Here is a 21,373-nt window from a genome sequence, read left to right on the forward strand (position 1 = left end):
TCCCGTGAAGCCTCTTTTATTTTTTCGTTCAAAACTCAACAAGCAGCCGGTCAACGCCGTGAAATACAGGGCTCGGAACCAGATTCGGCTCTTGATCCTCAGTAAAACGCCATGCGGGCACCTGTTCAAAAAAGTGGGAAAGCGCGATTTTCGCTTCAAGCCGGGCCAGCGGCGCTCCTAAGCAATAATGGCTGCCCTGACCGAATGACAGATGCTGATTCGGCTTTCGTCCCAAGTCAATCTGATCGGCATTATCAAACTTCTTTTCATCTCTGTTCGCCGATCCAATCCACGCATATACTTTTTCTCCGGCCGGAATCGTTTTTCCGCCAATCTCGCTCTCAACCGCGGTGTAGCGGGTTACCCGCTGAATGGAAGGTCTGAGGCGGATGACTTCCTCAATAAAGTCAGGAAGGAGCGCCTTATTTTCAAGCAGCCGGGGCAGAATATGCGGAAACTCCTTGAGACTGAGAAATGAATTTCCGATCACATTTTCCGTCGTTACGTGCCCCGCGACGATCAACAAGCCGCAAAAACCGATTAATTGCTTGTCTGACAGCGGCTCTCCGTCTAAATCAGCTGCAATTAAATGGCTGATTAAATCATTTTGCGGCTGTTTTCTCCGCTGTAAAATAAACTGCATGAAGTATCCGATCATCTGCTTTTGCACTTCATTCATTTTCTTTTCATCTTTTACATTCTGGCTTTGGTCGACCCAGCTTTTAAAGATATCCCTGTCTTTCGGAGGAAATCCTAAAAGCTCTGCGATCACGATAATCGGAAGCGGAAATGCGTAATCTTCGATAATGTCCATCCTGCCTTTTGAACGGACGGCCTGAAGCAGGTCATCAGCGATAGCGGCTATACGCGGTGCAAGAGACTCAACCGATTTCGGCATGAAAGGCTGATTGACCAATTTTCTGAAGACGGTGTGTTCAGGCGGGTCCATTTTCAAAAGGCTGTCTTTGTTAATATGCCGGATCATTTTTTCCTGCTTGTCCGCACTTAAGTATTTATGATCGGAAGAAAAATGACTGTAGTCAGAAATCACCCGCTTCACTTCATCATAGGTGAAGATTTCCCAGCAATCTTCCTTTTCATTGTAATGAACGGGAGAGGTTTCTCTCATCGTTTGGTACCACTTGTACGGCTGCTGCTGTCTGATTTTTGTTAAACTGGTCATTTTCATTCCTCCAAGATGTGTTCAAGATTTGAAATGACCCGCCAAAGCTTACGAGTAAACCCGGCGGGCGGATATGTGAATTTACGGTCTTGTTTTGGCGGGCTGCTTCAGCATCTCACCATGCACATTCAGTATCTTTTCCTGCAGCTGCAGAAAGCTGTGTTCTGTCATTCCGTCTGCCGAATATAAAACGCCGCAAAATTCAGAAATCGTTTCGGCTGCGCTGTCTTCAGCCAATAACGTCATATGGTTGGATACCGCCACATCCATGATGGCGATGTTTGTCATATGCTCTTGCCACTGGCTCCAGTAGTTGACGAAATCAGCGGATAAAATATCGGCCCTGATCGTAAAATACGGATCAAGCTCACCCAAGAAAATACCGTTTTTATTTCGGAAATAATAGCATGTCACCCCGTTCGGATCCGGAAGCGGCAGGAGTTCGTAATCAGTGATTTCGTAAGCGTCCTGAACGTTTATATTCTGCCTGATCAGATTTTTCACCAACGCGTCCGTCTTCGTTAACCCCCGCTGTTTGGCTTTTGCTATTAATTGCTCTAAAAATATGTCTTCATGAAGATCGGCATCTAGTTCATCACGGTGAATCAAGGTTTCAGAAATGCGTTCCGGATGTTGATAGATTGGTGCAAATAAAGCCATGTTCACCGTCTGCAGCATCATATTTTTATCAAATAATTCATCAGGAATGTTTATTTCCCGCGCACCCGCCGAGTCAAAGGAGTCGAGCATGACGATTGACTCAACGGTTTCTCCAGCCAGCTGCAATTGCCGGGTGACTTCATAAGCGAGCATGCCCCCTAATGAATAGCCGCCTACATCGTAAGGACCCCGGGGCTGCACGGTACGTATGAGCTTAACGTAATATTCCGCCATGTTTTTAATGCCGCGGATCGGTTCCCGGTCTGTCATCCATCCTCTTGCCTGAATTCCGTAAAAAGGACGCCCGGTCCGTTCGGCAACAGGCTGGTACAGCTCCACTGCCCCCAGCGCGGAATGAAACCAGAAAATCGGTCTTCCCTTTCCCCCCGGGTTAAGACAGATCAGTTCGGGCGGTTCTTGATCATCTGTCTCTTCTGATATATCGTTTTGTTTCGTATGTTCCTCATGTACTTCCTCAGTGTCTTTTTGAACGGAACCGGTCAGATACCCGGCTAATTTTGCGATTGTCGGATATTCATAGACCAGATTTGCCGTAATAGACGCTTGATACGTTTTATTAATAGACTGAACCCATTCCACACCGATAATAGAATCCAGCCCCATGTCAATGAATGCCTCATGCTCATCAATATCTTCCGGCTTCAGAAACAGGATGTCCGCAAGGCTTTCTTTAAGCTCTTTGCGCAAAGTGCCGTCAGAGATGCCGGCAAGGGGAGTTTCTGCTTCCGGGATTTGCGGACGTACCGCTGTTTCCTCCGCTTCAGCATACTCGGGTTTCTTTATTTGCCCCGCTATATATTCCGCAAGCTCCTCAAGCGTCGGGTGTTCATACACCTTATTGGCAGTAATCTCAGTGTGGTACGTTTTATTTACTGTTTGTATCCATTCAACCCCGATAATGGAGTCAAGCCCCATGTCGATGAAAGGCTCATCAGCATCAATATCTTCCGGCGACAAAAATAAAATATCTGCCAGGCTTATCCTCAATTCTTCAAGCAATGTTCTATTGTCTTCGGAAACGGCGTTTTCCGGCTGCTGGACAGGAACAGTACAATCCAAAGGCTGTAAGACGATCGGTTTTTGCAATGTCTCCGGTTCAAACGCTGTCATTTCGATCTCAGTTAAAGGACTCAGAGAAATCAGACCTTCATGTTCAGGCTGTGGCGGAGACGGGGGAACGGTTTGCGTTTCAGACTTTTTCATGGCTTGGCCTGGTAAAGAACTGTTTACATCAGCCGCCCAATACCTTTCTTTTAAAAACGGATAGGCAGGAAGCGGCGTTTTATAATATTGCCCTCCGTCAAAAAGCCGTGTGAAAGGAAGATCATATCCTCTGCAAAAAAGGTCAGCGATATGTGCCAGGCTTTCTCTGTACTGTGCGGGTGAAGCCGCCGAGCAGCACTGTTCAATGCATTCCATTCCGAATGTTTTCATTCCGGCTTCGTCTGCCGGCTTCTGGTCCTTCAAATTGGACACAAACACACCCGGAAGCTCTCTTTTTACAAGCCACTCCGATAATACCCGCTTCAGTTCGTCCGCACTGCTTACGATACAGGCAAACCGGTGATGCAGATGCTTTCTGCCGAGCAGGAGCGTATAACTTATATTTCCCAGATCGCTGTCTTTGTTCTTGCTGAGTGAATCCAGCAGGCGTTCTGCCTGAATTTCCAGCTGACGCTCCGTCCGCGCAGATAAAGGAATGAGGCAGGCCGGTTTTGCCGGTGACCGGCGCACGGTTTGCGGCGCCTCTTCAATCACAAGATGGGCATTTGTTCCGCTGAATCCGAATGAACTGATGGCGGCTCTGCGCGGTGCATCCGAATTCCGTTCCCACGGTATCAGCTTTTCATTCACAAAAAACGGGCTGTCCGCAAATTGAATATGCTGATTGGCTTGATGAAAATGCAGGGAAGCCGGAATCTGCCGATGCTTCAGCGACAGCAGGATTTTAAACAGTCCGGCCATCCCCGCGGCCGCAGCGGCATGTCCGAGATTGGTTTTCACAGAGCCGATGGCGCAATATCCTTTTTTATCCGTATAACGGCGGAAAGCGCGCGTTAAGGCGCTGAATTCGATCGGGTCTCCCAGTGCAGTGCCCGTTCCGTGAGCTTCCACCATTTGAATGGTTTCCGGATTAATGTGAAAAGTATCATAGACATGCCGTTCCAATCGTTCTTGAGAAAGCGCGCTTGGAGCGGTTATTCCGTTTGTAGCGCCGTCCTGATTCATTGCAGAGCCTTTTATGACGCCGTACACATGATCTCCGTCACTGACGGCGTCGCTAAGACGTTTCAGCACCACGGCTCCCACGCCTTCACCCGGCACGAAGCCGTCCGCGCTTTGATCAAACGTATGGCAGCGCCCGGTCGGTGACAGCATATTCGCCTTATTTGACGACTGATAAAAAGCGGGAGTGGATTGAATGAAAACCCCGCCCGCCACCGCCATTTCCGTTTCTTTCGTCCAGAGCCCCTGACATGCCAAATGAATGGCTGTCAGCGAACTGGAACATGCTGTATCAACAGTGATCGCCGGACCTTGTAAATTAAGGTGATAGGCGATCCTTGCCGGAGTGACGGAATTATGATTGCCCCAAAAAGCCTGCGCGGGCCCCTGCTGTTTAAAAATAGCCTGGTAATCTCCGCCGCAGGAGCCGGCATACACGCCGCATTCCCGGCCTCTTACCGAGTCTCCCGCATATCCCGCATCTTCAAGCGCTTTCCATGATTCTTCCAAAAACAGCCTCTGCTGCGGGTCCATATAGGTCGCTTCACGTCCTGATATATGAAAGAAAACGGGGTCAAAACATTCAATGCCCTCTATAAAACTGCCATACTGGCATTGGCTGTCAGAGACATCCCATCTGTCTGCTTTTTTAATCAGATCCCGTCCGGCGGCTAAGTTTTCCCAAAACTCATGGACATTCTCCGATTCAGCAAACCGCCCGCTCATCCCGATAATCGCGATCGGTTCTTTTTCAGGTAACACAGCTGCTGATTTTACCGTATCGGCCGGATCCTTTTGTTCGGGGCGGTACGTCATTTGATACGGCTCAGAAACGCTGATGACGATTTTCCCGATATTTCCGCGGTCATCCAGACAGTGATACGCTTCTTTTATGTCTTCAAAGGAAAAGATTTTTGAGATGACAGGCTGAATGACTCCCTCTTCCGCCAGCCGCTGCAGTTCCAATTGATAGTCCTTGACCTGATCCGGATTTTGAAGGGAGAGCTTCCGCAAATCCACGCTGTGAAACGATTGATTGTTATGAAGGACGGACAAGTCGACTGATTTAGCGGATTTCAGCGCAGTCATAGCAATTTCGATATATCTTCCGCCCGGCGCCAGGCAATTCATTCCTTTTTGCATGGCATCACCGGCCAGGGTATTAATGACAACATCCACCCCACGGCCGCCGGTCATTCGCATGATTTCCGTTTCAAAGTCTTCTTCTAAATAGCAAATGGTATTGTGGATCCCGAGCGAATGCAGATACTCAATTTTTTTCTGTGATCCGGCCGTGGCATATATTTCCGCGCCGATATGCCGGGCCATTTGCACCGCGATCAGCCCCGTTCCTCCCGTCGCGGTCTGAATTAATATTTTTTCGCCTTTTTTAAGTCCGGCTTTCCGGAAGGCGTCTATCATTGTCACCGCCACGGTGGGAAGAGCGCATGCTTCTTCAAAGGTCAGCCGGGCCGGTTTATGATAGACTTGATGTTCTTTACATGTGATGATATTCGCCTGAGAGCCAAATTCCTCTCCCATGCCGACAATCACTTCATCACCCGGAATGACGGATGTTACATGCCTCCCCGTCTTGATCACGACGCCGCTTGCTTCGAATCCCGGAGTGAACGGATAAGGCGGCATCGTCGGATACAGCCCTCTGACACAAAGCAAGTCTCCGAAGTTTAAAGAAAAGGCGCGGACGGCTATTTGAACTTCGTCATCTTTTGTCTCGGGCACTTCACTGCGGGCAATCGTCAGATCTTCAATGCCGCCCGGACGGTCAATCACAACCCGGAACATTTCCGAGTCATCGGACTTTGCGAAAGAAAGCGGCATACGTTCTTGTTTCGGTTTCTGATAACCGTTTTCCTTTCTTTCCGTCTGCAAAGGTTTTTCAGCAGGCCGTTCTTCCTGAAGCGCCGGGCGGATTTTCGCTCTTTCGGTCTCCAGAGATGAGGCTATGGCGGTTTCATATTCTGCCGAGATATAACCGGTCAGCAGTTTCACATGGTAGTAATCAAATAAAATCGTTGTCTGCAGTGTAAGATTCAATCGCTTATTAATCTCGTTAATCACATTGACGGCCAAAATGGAATCAATGCCGTATTCAGAGAAATTCAGTTCTTCCTGAATATCCTCTTCTTTCATTTTTAATACATCGGCAATACTTGTTTTGATGACAGAGCGGACATGGGAAGCGACCGATTCCCCATCAGCCTTAACAGCTTGATGCTCCTCTGGCGCGCGGCTGCGGGAAACAGGCTGTGCGGGCTTTCGGAAAACTTCGGCCGGGGCGGCGTATGGCTTTCTGCCGTCTCTGATCCCTTGCATCCGGACGAGTCCGTCACTCTCAGCTGCGATAATCTGCTGACCTAAATCATGAGCCGTTTCAGCAGGGAAACAAACCGCTCTGTATCCTTCCGAATGCAGCACACGCTCCCACGATTTTGGATATAGGCCGGGACTTCCCGGAATCCGAAGCTCAGCATCCTCATAGGACCACCAGCCGTCAAGCAGCCCGAAGGTTAAATGGGTAAAAACAGAACGATCGCTGATTTCGTTTATCAAAATCATCCCGTTGTATTTCAGGAGCGCTTTCAGACAGCGCAATGTCAAACCGATATTTTTTGTGGCGTGAAGCACATTGGCGGCGATGACAATATCGTAAACACCCGTTTTGATATTTTGTGATTCGCAAGGCTCCTCTGCATTAAACAAGGCTGTTGTCAAATACGGCACATCAGGTCCGTATTCCTGTTCGGCATGCATTAAAAAAGCTTTAGAAACATCCGTATAACAATATTCCGCAATCTGTTTTGCAAATGGTTTCAGTTTTGTAAACAGCATGGCGCTCGTTCCGCCCGTCCCGGCCCCTACTTCTATCAGCCTGATACGGGCATCGGGATGTTCTGTAAGATAGGCTTTCAGGTAAGCGGCCGCGGAATCTGCTAACACTTCATTAAAATAATCCGCAACGGGATTATGCTTATAAACACCTTCAACGAGCCGCATTGATGAATCGGGAAATACGATATCCGTAGCCGGACGTTCTCCTTTTAAAATTGAAGGCATCGCTTTTATCGTCGCCTCGGCCAATTCAGCTTGCGCAAGCTCCCCCTTGGGAAGCAGGCGTTTATGGGCATTCCACTCATTCCAGACTGTGCGGCCGTCCGGGCGCTGATCCGCGAGAAGAGTGATCGTGTATCCGTCATACGCGATATATCCGTTTTCTTTTAATAGATTCAGGCTTTCTTCCAGCCATCTGCCGTATGTGCCGATCACGCCGGCGCTCCCCATGGATGCTGCAGGTGTGGTGACAGGCTCGCTGAAAAACCCGATTGACTGTAATTGGTAAAAGAGCAGTTTGCAAAGAAGGCTGTTCATATGCGCAACTCCATTTCTCGTTTTAAAGTCTCAAGCCGTTCATTCCGATCCGGATTTTGCCGCTTGACGCTTTCCATAAATGAAGGCTCCGGGCCGGATACAACCGATATTGCATCTTGATCCGTCAGTGCGGCTAAGCCGTGCGGAGCAGCTTTGATGAATGCCGCTTGGCTGAACGGTTCTGATAGTAAGACTTCCAGCGCCTCCATTGCTTCATCGGGTTCAATAGAACCGATCCCTGACGCCTCCATCCGTTTTCTGTAAGACGGGTCTGATACAACGCCCAGACTGCCCCAATATCCCCAATTCATGACTTTCACTTCACAATCAAGCAAGGAAGCGATATGGCGGGCAAAGGCGTCTTGAAATGTACATCCTGCCGCATAGTTGCTTTGCCCGGCATTTTTTGTGAAAGAATTAACGGATGAGAAAAACAGCACAAAATCAAGCGGCTCTCCCTTAAAAGCTTCGATCATTCGGACGCTCGTATTCACCTTAGCTGAAAAAGCGTTTCTGAAAGAAGCTTCATCCATATTCGCCATACTTTTGTCGGCAAGCGTTATCGCGGAATGGATGACTCCCGTTATATTGCCGTATTGCTCTTTTACGGAACGGACGGCCGCTTTAAGCGCTGCGGCATCTTGAGCATCAGCCTGTATATAATGCGGCGCGGGGCCTGATAGCGCCAGCCTGTCTATTTTGCTCTGAATCTCCTGATCCTTCGGCCGCCTGCCGATCCATATCATCCGTGCCTTGTAACGGGTGATCATGTATTTGCTCCATGCTTCTCCGATGCCGCCCGCTCCGCCGATGACAGCATAAACGCCGCCTTCTCTGTACGACATACGCGGAGCGGAACTTGTCAGCACCCGGACTGTTTTTTGCTTGTGCCAAGCTCCGTTACGGTACGCGGCAGCATTTCCGTCCGGATCTGGAGGAAGGCGCCAGATGTTTTTCATCTCAGACGAATCACTGCCTTCTTCTGCATCAATCAGCCTGATGTCCCAGTTCGGATATTCTTTTGCCAATGAGCCGATCAAACCGTGTACGCCTGCATGCTCAGGCTGCGGCAGATCACCCGGATACACGGACTGTGTCTGCCGGGTGACCGCTGTAAAGCTGATGTTTCGGTTTCCATACCCGAGTGACAGCAGCGCTTTGATGAAACGGAAACATTGAATCACCCCATTCTCCTGCTCATCAAGCATTTCCTGACTGACAGATGCGGGTGCGAAACGATCCGGCGCAATCCATAAGAAATGGCGGATATCTTGATACCCGGCTGTCAATTCACGTAATGTTTGCTCGTTTGAATGATCCGGCGTCTCCGCCAGATGGGCGCGGGGCCACATTTTTGCCGCGGCCTTTATGGTATTTCCCGGCTTTCCGATGATCAGCAATTGTTCCTGATCAACCGCTCGATTTTCTTCCAGGGAAAAGAAAGTTTTGTCCCAAACAGGGGCTAGCATCGCCGTCTGAACTTCCTGCCGTTTGCTTTCGGTTTGGTTTGTCTGCCGGATAGCCCGGCAGGAGAACCCTGTCAATCTCATACAAACAGCGCCGTTTTCATCACATAAATCAATATCCAGCGTCAGCGCTCCGTTATCTGACCGATCGCTCTGTTTGCGGACAAGCGCCCACATCGTTTTCTGAGTCGGCTGAAATATTTCTGCCTGCCGCAGGGAAAACGGCAGCATCGGAGTGTCTCCGGCAGTATCTGAACCGGCCCCCAGTGACGCCTGAAACGCGGCATCCAGAAGGCTCGGATGGATGACAAACTGATCGGCGGTACTGTCTGACGTTTCCGGCAGCGACAGCCGGGCTGCAGCCCCCCTCTCTCCGATCATCAGCTGATCAATGCCTTGATGGCTCGGCCCGTATATCATACCCGCATGCCGGAAAGCCTGATAAACCTCATCAGACGTCATAACCGATTGGCTGCAGCCGGACAGCCAGCCCTCTAAATGAACAGACGGAACCGCTGCTATCTCTCCTGATACCGCGGTGCCTTTACTGTATAAAATCCGTTCTCCCCCAGGTTCTTCCGATAGACTGTAAATCGTAAATTCAATGTCTTCATTTTCCTTAAGAATAAGGCTGATATGGACTTCTACATCCGTCCCCTTATGAACAACGGGCCTCATCCATATGAGATCTTTCAAATACATTCCTTTACGTCCGTCCGGCACAGCGTATGCGGCACGCTCAACGGCCGCTCTGGCCATTTCGATCACGGCGGCTCCCGGGAGCACCTTCTGTCCATTGACTGTGTGATCAGTGAAAAAGAATTCCCGTCCGGTAAAAACAGAGGTGAATTTCAGCTCCCAAAGATCGGATGTGTTTTCATGAAGGAGCGGATGGATCACCGTTTTGCCGTCATCCCTTTTTGAAACCGCCTCGGCTTCATCTTGAATCCAGCATCTGACCTTTGCAAACGGATAGGCGGGAAGACTGATTCTCCGGGGTTTTTGTCCCGAATATAGCAAGTTCCAGTCCACATCGACTCCCTGCACCCACATTTTCAGCAAATGACCGTACTTTCTCTTTTTCAGCCATTTGACCATGGCTTCCTGCAGATCTTCATCAGATTCAAACACAGCCACTGTCTCATGGTTTCGCTTCGCCCGCCCCCTGTAAAGATGCGGTGCGTTTTCATTTCCCAAGTACGATCTGAGCTTGTCCTCCAGCTCCTTAAGGGAGCCCGCAATAAGAGCCAGCCGCTCATCCATCGCTTCCCGCCCCGCTTGTAAAGTGTACGCGACATCAAATAAGTCCGGCTTATCAATATGCTTCTTTTGAAGAAAAGCAAGAAGGCGCTCCGCATATTCTGTCAGACGCTCCCCATTTTTTGCAGACAGCAGAATGACCGCCGGCTCTTGGCTGCTGATTGCTTGTTTGACAGGAGCCTCATATTCTTCAATAATGATATGCGCGTTAGAACCGCCCGCACCAAAGCTGCTGATCCCCGCCCTGAGCGGCTGTTCTTCTCCGTCTGCTGAAATCCGTTTCCAATCTGTTAATTCACGGCAGACGGAAAACGGCCCTTCATCAAATTGGATATTCGGATTTAAAACATCTGCATGCAAGGATGGGGCGATTTGTCTGTGCTTCATCTGCAGCAGCACTTTTGTGACAGCGGCGATGCCTGCTGCCGATTCCCCATGTCCGATATTTGATTTGACAGACCCGACAAGACATGTTTCAGAAACATCACCGAATGCCTCGGTTAAAGCCCGGATTTCAATCGGATCGCCTAATTTCGTCCCTGTCCCGTGCGCTTCCACATAGCTGATCCGGCCCGGAGATACCCCCGCTTCCTGTAAAGCTTGAGAAATGACTTCGCTTTGCGCCTTGGGGTTCGGTACGGTGTAACCGCTCGCTCTCCCGCCGTGATTAATGGCAGCTCCTTTAATGACGCCGTAAATCCGATCTCCGTCTTGTACGGCGTCTTCTAAACGTTTAAGAAGCAGCACCCCGACCCCTTCTGCCGGAATATAGCCGTCACCCCCGGCGCCGAAACTCCCGCAGTGTCCTTTAGATGAGATGAACTGCCCCTGGCTCAGCATGAAGTACTTGTTAGGATGAACGGTGAGATTCACTCCGCCGGCAAGCGCCGCGCGAATCCGATGATCCCGCAGATCCCGGCACGCCATGTACAATGAAGTCAGCGAACCCGAACACATCGTATCGACCGAAATGCTCGGCCCTTGAAAGTCACAAAAATAGGAGACACGGTTAGCAATGGATGAAATCCCGCCGGGGAGCCCGATATGCCGTCCTTTCACTCCCGCTTCAGCCGCGAATAGCGGGTATTCCTGATACATGACACCGGCATACACGCCTACCTGACGGCCCAGTTCAGGGGATGTCCTCGTATATCCCGCATCCTCCATGGCCATCCAAGCATGCATTAAAAACAGCCGCTCCTGGGGATCAAGGTGTTCCGCTTCCCGGGGGGAAATCTTAAAAAACTCAGGATCAAAATCGGCGATCCCGTCAATGAACCCGCCCCATTTGCTGTAGATCGCTCCCGGCGCCGTCCGGTCCTCGGAAAAGTAATGTTCCCATTTCCAGCGGTCTTTCGGAATTTCGGTAATACAATCCTTTCCTTGTTTGAGATTATCCCAAAACGCATCGATATCATCGGCCTGCGGATACTTGCCGGAAATCCCGACAACGGCAATATCCAGCGGTTTTCCTTTCGTTTCCTGACGGCTTTGATTCCCGGACGGGGCAAAAGACGCATTTTCAAGCCGATTTGGCTGAAGCACTTCTTTCACAGACGCATTTTTCAATTCCGCCAGCTGTTCCCCGGTATGACTGAGGATTGCGGCATCAAATGAGAGAAACCCGTCTTTTTTATGTTTGATTGTATTCACCACATAGACGGTATCAGACATGACAGGTCCGTAAAGCGTCAGCCTCTCAATCATGAGCGGGACGTGAATCCGCTTTTTCAGCTGCAATTCTTCTTCACCGAGCGACATATAACATGAATTCAATATAAGCGGGTCAAATGCAAAGTGATGCAGATCGCCTTTTTCTTTTTTTCCTGATAAGTCCAGCTGCAATAAAAAGGAACTCTCACTCATTTTGTATCCCGCCGTTACCGTTTTCAGCATCGGGCCTATCGTGAAGTCGGCAACCGAATCGTACAGACGGGAAATGACATCCGGCCCCACCTTTTGTGCATGCGACTTCATTTGTTCAACGTCATATGATTTTTTTATGGGTGCCTCTGTATATCTGCTTATTTCTCCTTCGGCACATGTCTTTCGGCTTTCTTTACCGGAGACAGTCCAGCTTGCGGTAAAGCGTTCGGCACTCTTTTCTGCCGCAAATGAAATGTCAATCTGCGCGGCCTCACCAGGCTCCAGCGTGACGGGCCCGCCCGTAAAGCGGATATCTTTCAGCTCGGCGGGACACGTGCCGGGACGAGACGCTCCGGAGGCTTCAAGCACCAGACACGGATACACTACACCCATCAGTGCCGGTTTGCCGAAAACCAGATGATCCTGAAGGAATGCTTCATGTTCATAGAAAGTAAATGTCTGACTGCCTGATTGTGTTTCAGAGACCGGTGCTGCATCCGCGACAAGACCGGAAGATTCATCTGTTCCTTTTGTTTTTATGTCTTCAAGCAGTTCGGATATGCTGCTGCACTCAAATAAAAGAGTCGGATTCAGACGCAGATCAAACGCCCCTTCGATGTCTTTAATAATGGCCAGAAGCTGTGACGATTCAAGACCTAATTCAAAAAACACGGTGTGTGCATCATTTCTTGTGACAGGACGGCCTACGTATGTCGAGAAAATGCGGTATAAGGTTTCTTCCATCTGCTGAACGCCTGGTATCAGCTGCCGGTCCGTCCGCACCTTTTTGGCTGTCAGGCCGAGCAGTGAAGCAATATGCACGCCGCTGGGGTTGTAAAAGTCAATATCCATTTTCACCATTTCAGAAGGCGTGCCGGACTTTTTCGAAATCACCGCGTAACAGCGCTCCGTAACGGTCTCAGCGGCAATAAACGAATCATAATAAATCGGTAAAAATAACTCGGCGCCTGCAGCTGTCTGCAATACGCCGGAGGCCATGGCGGCACCGTCCATCAGCGCGGGATGAAAGAGAGCGCCGGGGAGATTTTCCCGGCATGAATCAGACTGCCGAATATCAAGGAAACATTCCTCTTCATAAGCATAGATCTCTCCCTCCGGCTTCATCAGCCCGTCATGCGACAGTCCGCGGCTTCTCGCGTCTTCGTAAACCGTATGCAAAGAGACTGATGGAAGTGCGGCTTGTTGTTTTTTCTCCCCTGCGTCAAGACGCCTGTCTGATGAGAAGACTCCTTCATGCATCTCCGCGGATAAGAAAACCGTCCCGGAATCCGCCCCGCAAATCGAGGCAGTCCAGAACTCCTTTTCTTTACTGAATATGACACTCACATCAAGCCGCTCTGACCGCTTCACTGATAAAGGATGATAAATGGTCACCCGTTTCAGACAGATGGAACGGAATGAAAGATCAAGGCTTTGCTTTGCCAGCTGATACAGCATATCAATATAGGCCAGACCGGGCATGACAGATTCTCCGTGAACAAGATGGTTTTTCATAATGGGATGTTCTGCCGTCAGGCGCAGATTCACTGTTTTTTTCATGGTTAGTCCCCTTTTAAAAACGTCACGTTGTCACCTGCCAAAACGAGTCTGCAGGTGCAGTGCTTGTCTCTGCTTTTTTCTCATATTTCTTTAAAAGATCCGCAATGTCCGTTTTTTCATTACTTGTTTTTTCCGGTTCACTTTCCGTGCTGTTCCAGCCGCCCAAAAGCGGGTAGTGTTTTTTTCTGAATTCCGGCGGCTGAGGCGACCGGTGATGTTCCCGCTGCCTTGCACCTCTGTATTCTTCAACGAGGATATGAGCATTTGTCCCGCCGTCAGGAAATGAACTCTGAGCTGCGACGCGGGGTTTCTTCTCTGAATGCCAATCAACGGGTTCACGATTAAAATGAATACGCGACGCTTCAAAGTCATAATGTTCAAATGGCTCACGCGCTGATAAGAAAGGCGGAATCCGCTTATGATAGACGCTCAGCACACATCGGATGAAGCCCGCAAGACCTGAAGACAGAAGCAAATGCCCTACATTCGGTTTCACCGATCCGATCCGGCAGGGCAGAAGCGTTTTCCGGTTCAGCTGATAGACATCTGAGAGCGCCTTGATTTCCACCGAATCAACGATTGGGGAACCGCCTCCGTTCACTTCTATATATCCGATGTCTTCGGGCGACTTTTCCGCCATATTAAGCGCAGTTTGAATGACGTCTCTCTGCGCCCTTATATTCGGTGAACCGGGACCGAGCGTCCGGCCGTCATTGTTTACCGAGACGGCTTTTATGACGCCGTAAATACGGTCTCCGTCCCGCACCGCATCGCTCAATCGCTTGATAAAAACCGCCCCCGCTCCTTCTCCGAGCACTTCTCCCGCTGATTCACGGTCGAATATATGAAACACGCCGTTCTCATTTAAAATATGGCGCGCTCCGAATAACCGGTGCGCGGACGGAGATAAGAGCAGACTCACCGAACCGACTAAGGCCGCGTCAATCCTTCCGGCCAAAAGGGCGTCTTTTGCAAAGGACAGCCCGATCAGCCCTGAGGAACATGCTGTATCCACGACAAGGCTCGGCCCTGTGACATTAAAAAATCGTGAAATGTTGGCCGCCAAATAGTTTTGCCCCGCCCCCAAAATCGGATTAGGCGCCTGCAGGATATGTTCCATACCGGCTGAAGGCTGCGCCCTGCCGCCGATGTATACGCCGACTTTCCGGCCCGACAAATCCTTTTGTCCGTACCCGGCATCATAAACGGAATGAACCGCTTCTTCTAATATGATCCGCGCCTGCGGGTCCATAATTGCCGCGTCTTTTTCAGAGATGCCGAAAAAGCCCGCATCAAACATGTCGATATCATCAATCCACCCCGCATAATCCTTTGCATGTGCTGTTGCATGCCAGCGCGATGCGGGGACAGGCCGGATGGCGGTGTTCCCTTTCATCAGCAGCTCCCAAAAAGCATCCGTTCCGCCCGCCCCCGGAAAACGGCAGGACATGCCGACGACGGCAATATCGTCTTCGGTATCCGCTTTCGGCTTCATGGATGTTCTCTCTTCAGCGGCGGTTACATCAGGCTGGACGTCCATGTCTTGAACGAAACCATTTTCTTTTGTCATAAAATCGGTTTCATGATGCGCTGCGAAATAGTCAACCATTTCTGTAATCGTTTGATATTGAAGCATTAAGGACGGTGTTAACTTTATGCTGATCCGTTTTTGCAATGATTGAACCAATTCCGCAAAGAGTATTGAGTCAATCCCGTATTCATCAAACGGCATATCATCTTTTATCTGCTCATCCGTCATTTTCAGTTCTTCGCTGAAAACGGTGCGCACCCATTGACGAATCATATCCTTCACCTTTTGGTCACCGGCAGTGCTTTTTTTCATGGGCGCTTCAGTTTTCTTCACCTTCAGAAGATCACCAAAATCAGCCTCACTGTCTTCGGGAACACAAGGAATTCCGCAGCTTTGTCCGTTTAATATGATGTAATCTAAAAACTTCAGTCCGTCTTCGGCAGACAGCCTGGAAAGTCCTGATTTTTGATAAGCAGGTGTTTCCGGCAGGCCTTCAGCCATGCCGGTTTCTTTCCAGACGGGCCATTGAACGGCTTTAACAAACACGTTTCCTTTACCTGCCTGATGATTTGCAAAAGAGTCCATAAATGAATTAGCCATCGCGTAGTCACTTTGCCCCGCAGCAAGCGAAGGGATCAGACCAGAAACGGATGAGAACAAAATAAAAAACGACAGCGGCTCATTCTGAACGGCTTCATAGAGACCGCCAAGCCCTGTTACTTTCGGCGTGCAAACGCTTTCGATCTCAGTTTCGGTTTTGTTATAAAAAGCGGGGTGTTCTCCCATTGCACCCGCGCAATGAAAAACGCCGGTAATCGGTCCCAACGTGCCGCGGATGCTGTCCGTCATGTTCCGGAGCCCCTTTTGATCCGTAAGGGAAACGCTGTAATAACGGATCTCCGCGCCCCGCTCGGCTAACCTCTGCATCCGCTCGGCTTTTTCCGGGAGAATGCCGTCCTTTTTCATGTCTGCCCACTCCGAGGAATCGGGAAGCGGCTCCCGCCCCATGATGACCAGTTTTCTGCACCCGCGTGAAACGGCATGCTCCGCCGCAATTGCGCCGATCCCGCGCGATCCGCCCGTTATTAACAGCACATCATCAGACGAATAGGAAAGCTCAGGCACCGCAGACACATTCGTACCCGGCTTCAGAAACGGCACATAACGGCGATTCAGCCTGTAGCAGCATTCACTGCCGCTTTTGGCCCGCGGCTGTAAAAATTCAGTTTCAATCTGTCTGCTTAATTCTTCTGTATGCTCAATCGCACAATCGCTATCTATCGTAAAAGAATGAATGTTGGCATACTCAGCGCCCAGCATCCGGTACAGCCCCGCCGTTTTCGCCCCCTGCATCAGAGGTTTACTTTCCTTGAAAGGCTGGAGGCGGTGTGTCACTTGGCTGAGCACAGCGCCGCTATGACGGAATGATTCCAGAACCTGCTGTAAAAAGGCAAGCTTTCCGTATTCTATATCTTCCCGCCGTTCATATTCCGCATCATATGCGGTTATGTCGACGACCCCGAGTATCTGTTTGTTTTGAAGAGACTCCCGCACTCTGCCGTAAAGGTTTCGCCCCGATGCGGCAACGTAATAATCGGCGCCGTCTTTTGCCTGATGGATGAAACAGATCGTTTCAATATGGTCGTTTCCTTTAAATAGAGCATCGGCCAATCGGCTCGTCTTATCAGTTGCAAGTATCATTACTGTTCCTGATAATGCTTCAGACTCCGCCGGATCTTGCTGCTTCCAGTCTTTTTGAAGAATGATCTTTTGGTTTTCCGCCGGTTCGTCTGTCTGTTTCCGGATATCCGCAGGCACAGGCACCCAATACCGCTCCTTCGCGAACGGATATACAGGAAGGCTGACCCGTTTCGGCTTCTCTCCTTCGTATAACTGGTTCCAGTCAACGGCGGCTCCTTTTGCCCACTCCGTGAGCAATCTGGAATATTGCTTGTCTTTCAAAAGTTCGGCCATTCCACTTGTTGAAATATCATCTTGAGCACGTCCGCGGAAACACCCTTCAATTTCCGTTTTCCGTTCAAGCACATCCTTCAGTTTCGCTTGCAGGCCGCAAACGGATGTAACGATCAATGCCAGCCGTTCAGGCATCGCTTCTCTGCCCGCTTGAAGCGTGTAGGCCAGGTCTTTAAGGTTGACTTCTTTTTCCCGTAAAAAGCGGTCATACCGTTTGACATATTCCAATAGCCGTTCTTCATTTTTTGCCGAAAGCAGAAACAGAACCGGCTCGTCTTCCCGTATATTCACCGATTTCTTTTCAGCCTGCGGCGGCAGATATTCTTCTATGACAAAATGGGCATTGCTCCCGCTGGCGCCAAAAGAACTTAAACCCGCTCTTCTCGGCTGGTCAGGATGTGACGGCCGTTCCCATTCTTCCAGCCGGTCCGCCACATAAAACGGCGTATCCGGAAATGGAATATGGGGATTCAGCGTGTCCGCGTGCAATGACGGAAAGATTTCTCCATGCTTCAGCTGCAAAAGCACCTTTGTTAATCCGGCGATTCCGGCGGCTCCTTCTAAATGGCCGATATTTGATTTGGCAGAGCCGATGGCGCAAAACCGCTTCTTGTTTGTCCATTTACGGAAAGCGCGGCTCAGCCCTTCAATTTCAATCGGATCACCCAGAGACGTCCCCGTTCCGTGAGCTTCAATATAACTCAATGTCTCCGGATCAATGCCGGCACTCTGAAAGGAATCTGTAATGACTTCCGCCTGTGATGCCGGATCAGGCACGGTCAAACCGGATGTTTTTCCGACATGGTTTAAAGCGGAGCCTTTTATGACGCCATATATCGGACAGCCCATCTTTTCCGCTTCTTGAACAGTTGTCAGCAACACCGCGCCGACGCCTTCTCCCGGCACATAGCCGTCACCGCCGTCGGCGAAGCTTTTGCAGACGCCTTCTGAAGACAGAAATCCGGCATTCGCCAAAAACGCATATTTATGCGGATGTGTGACCGCATTAACACCGCCGGCAATGGCGAATTCGCACTCCCCCCTTTTAATGCTTTCACATGCCAAATGTATGGATGTGAGCGAAGAAGAGCACATCGTATCAACAGCCATTGACGGCCCTGTAAAGTTCAGGCAGTGAGACACGATATTCGGAACAGAGGCAGGCGTCACGCCCATAGACAGCGGTGTGCCCCGCTGTGTGATCTCAGCGCCGAACAGCTCATAATGGCTCCAAAACACACCTGCGAATACCCCGACGCGTTTTCTTTTTTGTGAAGATGGCCCGCGCGCCGTTCTGTCCTGATAAAAACCGGCATCTTCACAAGCTTCCCAAGCCGTCTCTAAAAACAGCCGCGCCTGCGGGTCCATCATTTCAGCCTGGCGCGGAGTCAGATTGAAAAACAGCGGATCAAAGCTGTCTATGCGATCTAAAAATCCTCCGTAACGGTAGAACTGATCTGCTTCATATGAGAAAGGATAACCTTTCCATCTGTCTTTCGGCATTGTTGTGATGCAGTCTTTACCTGAGCGCAGATTTTGGTAAAATTCATCGATGCTTCCCGCCTGCGGATATCTTCCCGCCAATCCGATTACCGCAATATCGTGCTCTTCTGTGTGTCTCTCTTGTTTTCGGCTTCTTCTCTTGACAGCTGCATGGGATAATGAAGAGCGGTTCTTGTCTGCCATCGGAACCAATCTGGCCATGCTTTCAGTTACAGCAGGCTCCTTCCCGTATAAAATAACGGATTGCAGCTTGCCGAGACGCAGCATATATTCAAGTGAAGCCATCCCTTCCCCGGCCGGAAGCGGGCTGGTGCCGGTTGCATCATTCATGATCTCTTTCATCAAGCTGTCAACCTGCATGCCGCCATCTTCCCAAAGCGGCCAGTTGATCGTCATAGAAGCCCCTGTCCGTTCGCCTTTTTCCGCTTTGCAATCGCGATATTTCATATATTCATCCATAAAAGCGTTCGCTGCGGCATAATCTGTCTGGCCCGCATTTCCGGTCAACGCCGAGAATGAGGAAAATGCGGCGAAAAATTCAAGCGGTTCATGCCGTGAAGCTTCGTCCGCATGAATCAGGCCGCTGATTTTCGGCAGGAACACCCGCTTCAAGTCAGAACTGTCTTTTTGGATGATAAATTGATCTTTTAATACACCGGCGCAATGAAAAATGCCCGTCAGCCGGCCGAAAGTTTCTGTAATCTGAGCAAATGCCCGCTCTGTTTCGGCTTTGCTGCCGATGTCCGCTTGAACATAAAGAACTTCTGCTCCCAATGCTTTCAGTCTGCTGATCTTCTCAGACTGTTCCGGCGAACGGCCGATGAGTGCGAGCTTCACCTTTTCTTTTTCTGCAAGGTGACGGGCAAGCAGAAATCCAAGACCGCCGAGACCTCCTGTAATGACATATACGCCGTTTTGTTTCCAAGGAGACTGTGTCTGTCCGCCCGGTTTCTCAATACGTTCGAACAATCTGATCTGCCGCATATCGTCTTTATATCGAATGTCTGTGCAGCCTGCATGAGAGCAGTCTGCTTCTGTTCTAATGATTGCGGCCGTCTCACTTGGCAATCTCTCATTCTTGTCACAGAAGGTGATCACCTGAGTGCGAAGAGCCGGATTTTCCAGATGTGCCGTTTTCAGCATAGCCCCGAGAGCGGAAGACAATGCCGCTCCATTCTCAACGGCGCATACAAGCTGAATCAATGTATGTTCTTTCGGATGGTCTGTCAGTTCCCGTTTGAGCATATGAAATATGCGCTCGGCATCTGCTCCAAACTGCTCATCTGCAACCTCATGCTCCCTTTTCAGTTCTATCACTTCCGCTTCCGGGCAATATGTGCCGAGTTCACCGGTGAGACGGGGTCCTGCCTCGGCAGCGATAATGAGATGACGGGTGTGTTTTTGCCCGTTCTGCACCGCCGTTTCCAGCGGCTGATCTTTCCAGGCGGGTTCAAAAAACAGAACCTCATCAGCAATGTCAGCGTCTGATGTATGCCGTTCTTCGGCCGAATCTTTCAGCACACAGCCCGCTTCATTGATAAGGTAATCCGCAAGGCGGCGGACAGATGAATATTCAAATAGCAGTGTCGGATAAAACTGCTGCTGAAAAGTCTGCTCTAATATCTTTACAAGCTTCAGCAAATGCGCCGAGTCAAGCCCCATATCATAAAAGCCTTTCCGCACATCAATAGCCTGTGCCGGACGATTGATCAGCCTGGCGATTTCCGACTTTATGTAAGTCACCATGTTTTGTTCCGGCGTTTGCTGTTCAGACACGTCTTCTGCGGCCACAGGACTTTCGGGCTCTCCACGGCCGCTTCTGTTCTGCTGAGGCGGCTTCTCTTTGTCTATCAGATGGGTAATCATATTCGCTTGTCTGACCCTTTTTACTGTCAGTTTCTCACATTCGGCCAATACGTTCCCTGCCCTGTCGTAAATCGTGAAGTCGGCCGAATAAAAATCAGGTTCGCTATCTGATGCGCCGCTTTCAGTGCGGCTGTTTTTCGCAGAATAAGTGTAAATCGTTTTCGGAAACGGATGATGTATGCAAAAACGATTGATCATAAAAGGAATATAAGGTGTGTCATTCTGCTTTTGGGCCGACAATGCAAAGGAAGAGCCGGCAAGGGTGGACGCATCTAAAAAAGCCGGATGCGCCTTAAATTTCTCCCGGAATCCTTCAGCCAAATCACTCAGAGTGAGCTCCATTAATTCTTCTTTATCCTGAAGCTGATAAACAGCCCCTTCATTTTTCATAAACTCGCCATGCTCAATATGGCTTCTTCTTGCAATTCCGTAAATGTCATGCATGTCCCATTTTCGGCTTGCGTTTTTCTTGAATGCTTCAATATTCAGTTCTTTTGCCCGGGGCGTGTCTTTTTGCAAATAAAGCTGACATTCCATATTCTCATCCCGTTTTCCGCCAAGCGGTGTGCCGTTTTTTGCTTTTTCGCTTGTGATCTCAACTTTCCAGCTGTCACTCGCCGGCGTAAAGGTGACATACAGGTGTTTATCAAACTCTTCAGATGTTACAACAGGCTGCTTAAAAATAATCTGTCTTAATTCTATAGGCCTTTCACCGAGATACCCGGCGGCGAGCCGATACAGCATATCTATTAAAGTCACGCCCGGGAGGACGCGGATTTGATGAACGCGATGATCCCGGACGATATAATTCGAATGGCTGATTTTCTGCAGGAACGTTTTGACTTGATCGGTGGCAACTGCCAATCT

General features: G+C 49.8%; 4 protein-coding genes. All 4 read right to left on the bottom strand.

Annotation, left to right across the window (positions count from 1 at the left end):
• Positions 1-28: 28 nt before the first annotated feature.
• The 4 genes from ACWJJS_RS12190 to ACWJJS_RS12205 all read right to left on the bottom strand — a co-directional run bounded on the left by ACWJJS_RS12190 (position 29) and on the right by ACWJJS_RS12205 (position 21,370).
• Entirely contained in the window at positions 29-1,183 is a 1,155-nt protein-coding gene (locus ACWJJS_RS12190) for a cytochrome P450 (protein ID WP_070082070.1), read from the bottom strand.
• A gap of 81 nt (positions 1,184-1,264) precedes the next feature.
• Complete coding sequence (locus tag ACWJJS_RS12195; protein ID WP_454023601.1) at positions 1,265-7,480, bottom strand: beta-ketoacyl synthase N-terminal-like domain-containing protein; 6,216 nt, start codon at positions 7,478-7,480, stop codon at positions 1,265-1,267.
• Entirely contained in the window at positions 7,477-13,632 is a 6,156-nt protein-coding gene (locus ACWJJS_RS12200; protein ID WP_454023602.1) for an SDR family NAD(P)-dependent oxidoreductase, read from the bottom strand. The genes ACWJJS_RS12195 and ACWJJS_RS12200 overlap by 4 nt, the downstream gene beginning before the upstream one ends.
• 22 nt (positions 13,633-13,654) lie before the next feature.
• Positions 13,655-21,370 carry an SDR family NAD(P)-dependent oxidoreductase gene (locus tag ACWJJS_RS12205; RefSeq protein WP_454023603.1) on the bottom strand — a complete coding sequence of 2,572 codons (7,716 nt, stop codon included), beginning with the start codon at positions 21,368-21,370 and terminating at the stop codon, positions 13,655-13,657.
• Positions 21,371-21,373 lie beyond the last annotated feature (3 nt).

It is taken from the genome of Bacillus sp. JK106 (genome assembly GCF_053663355.1).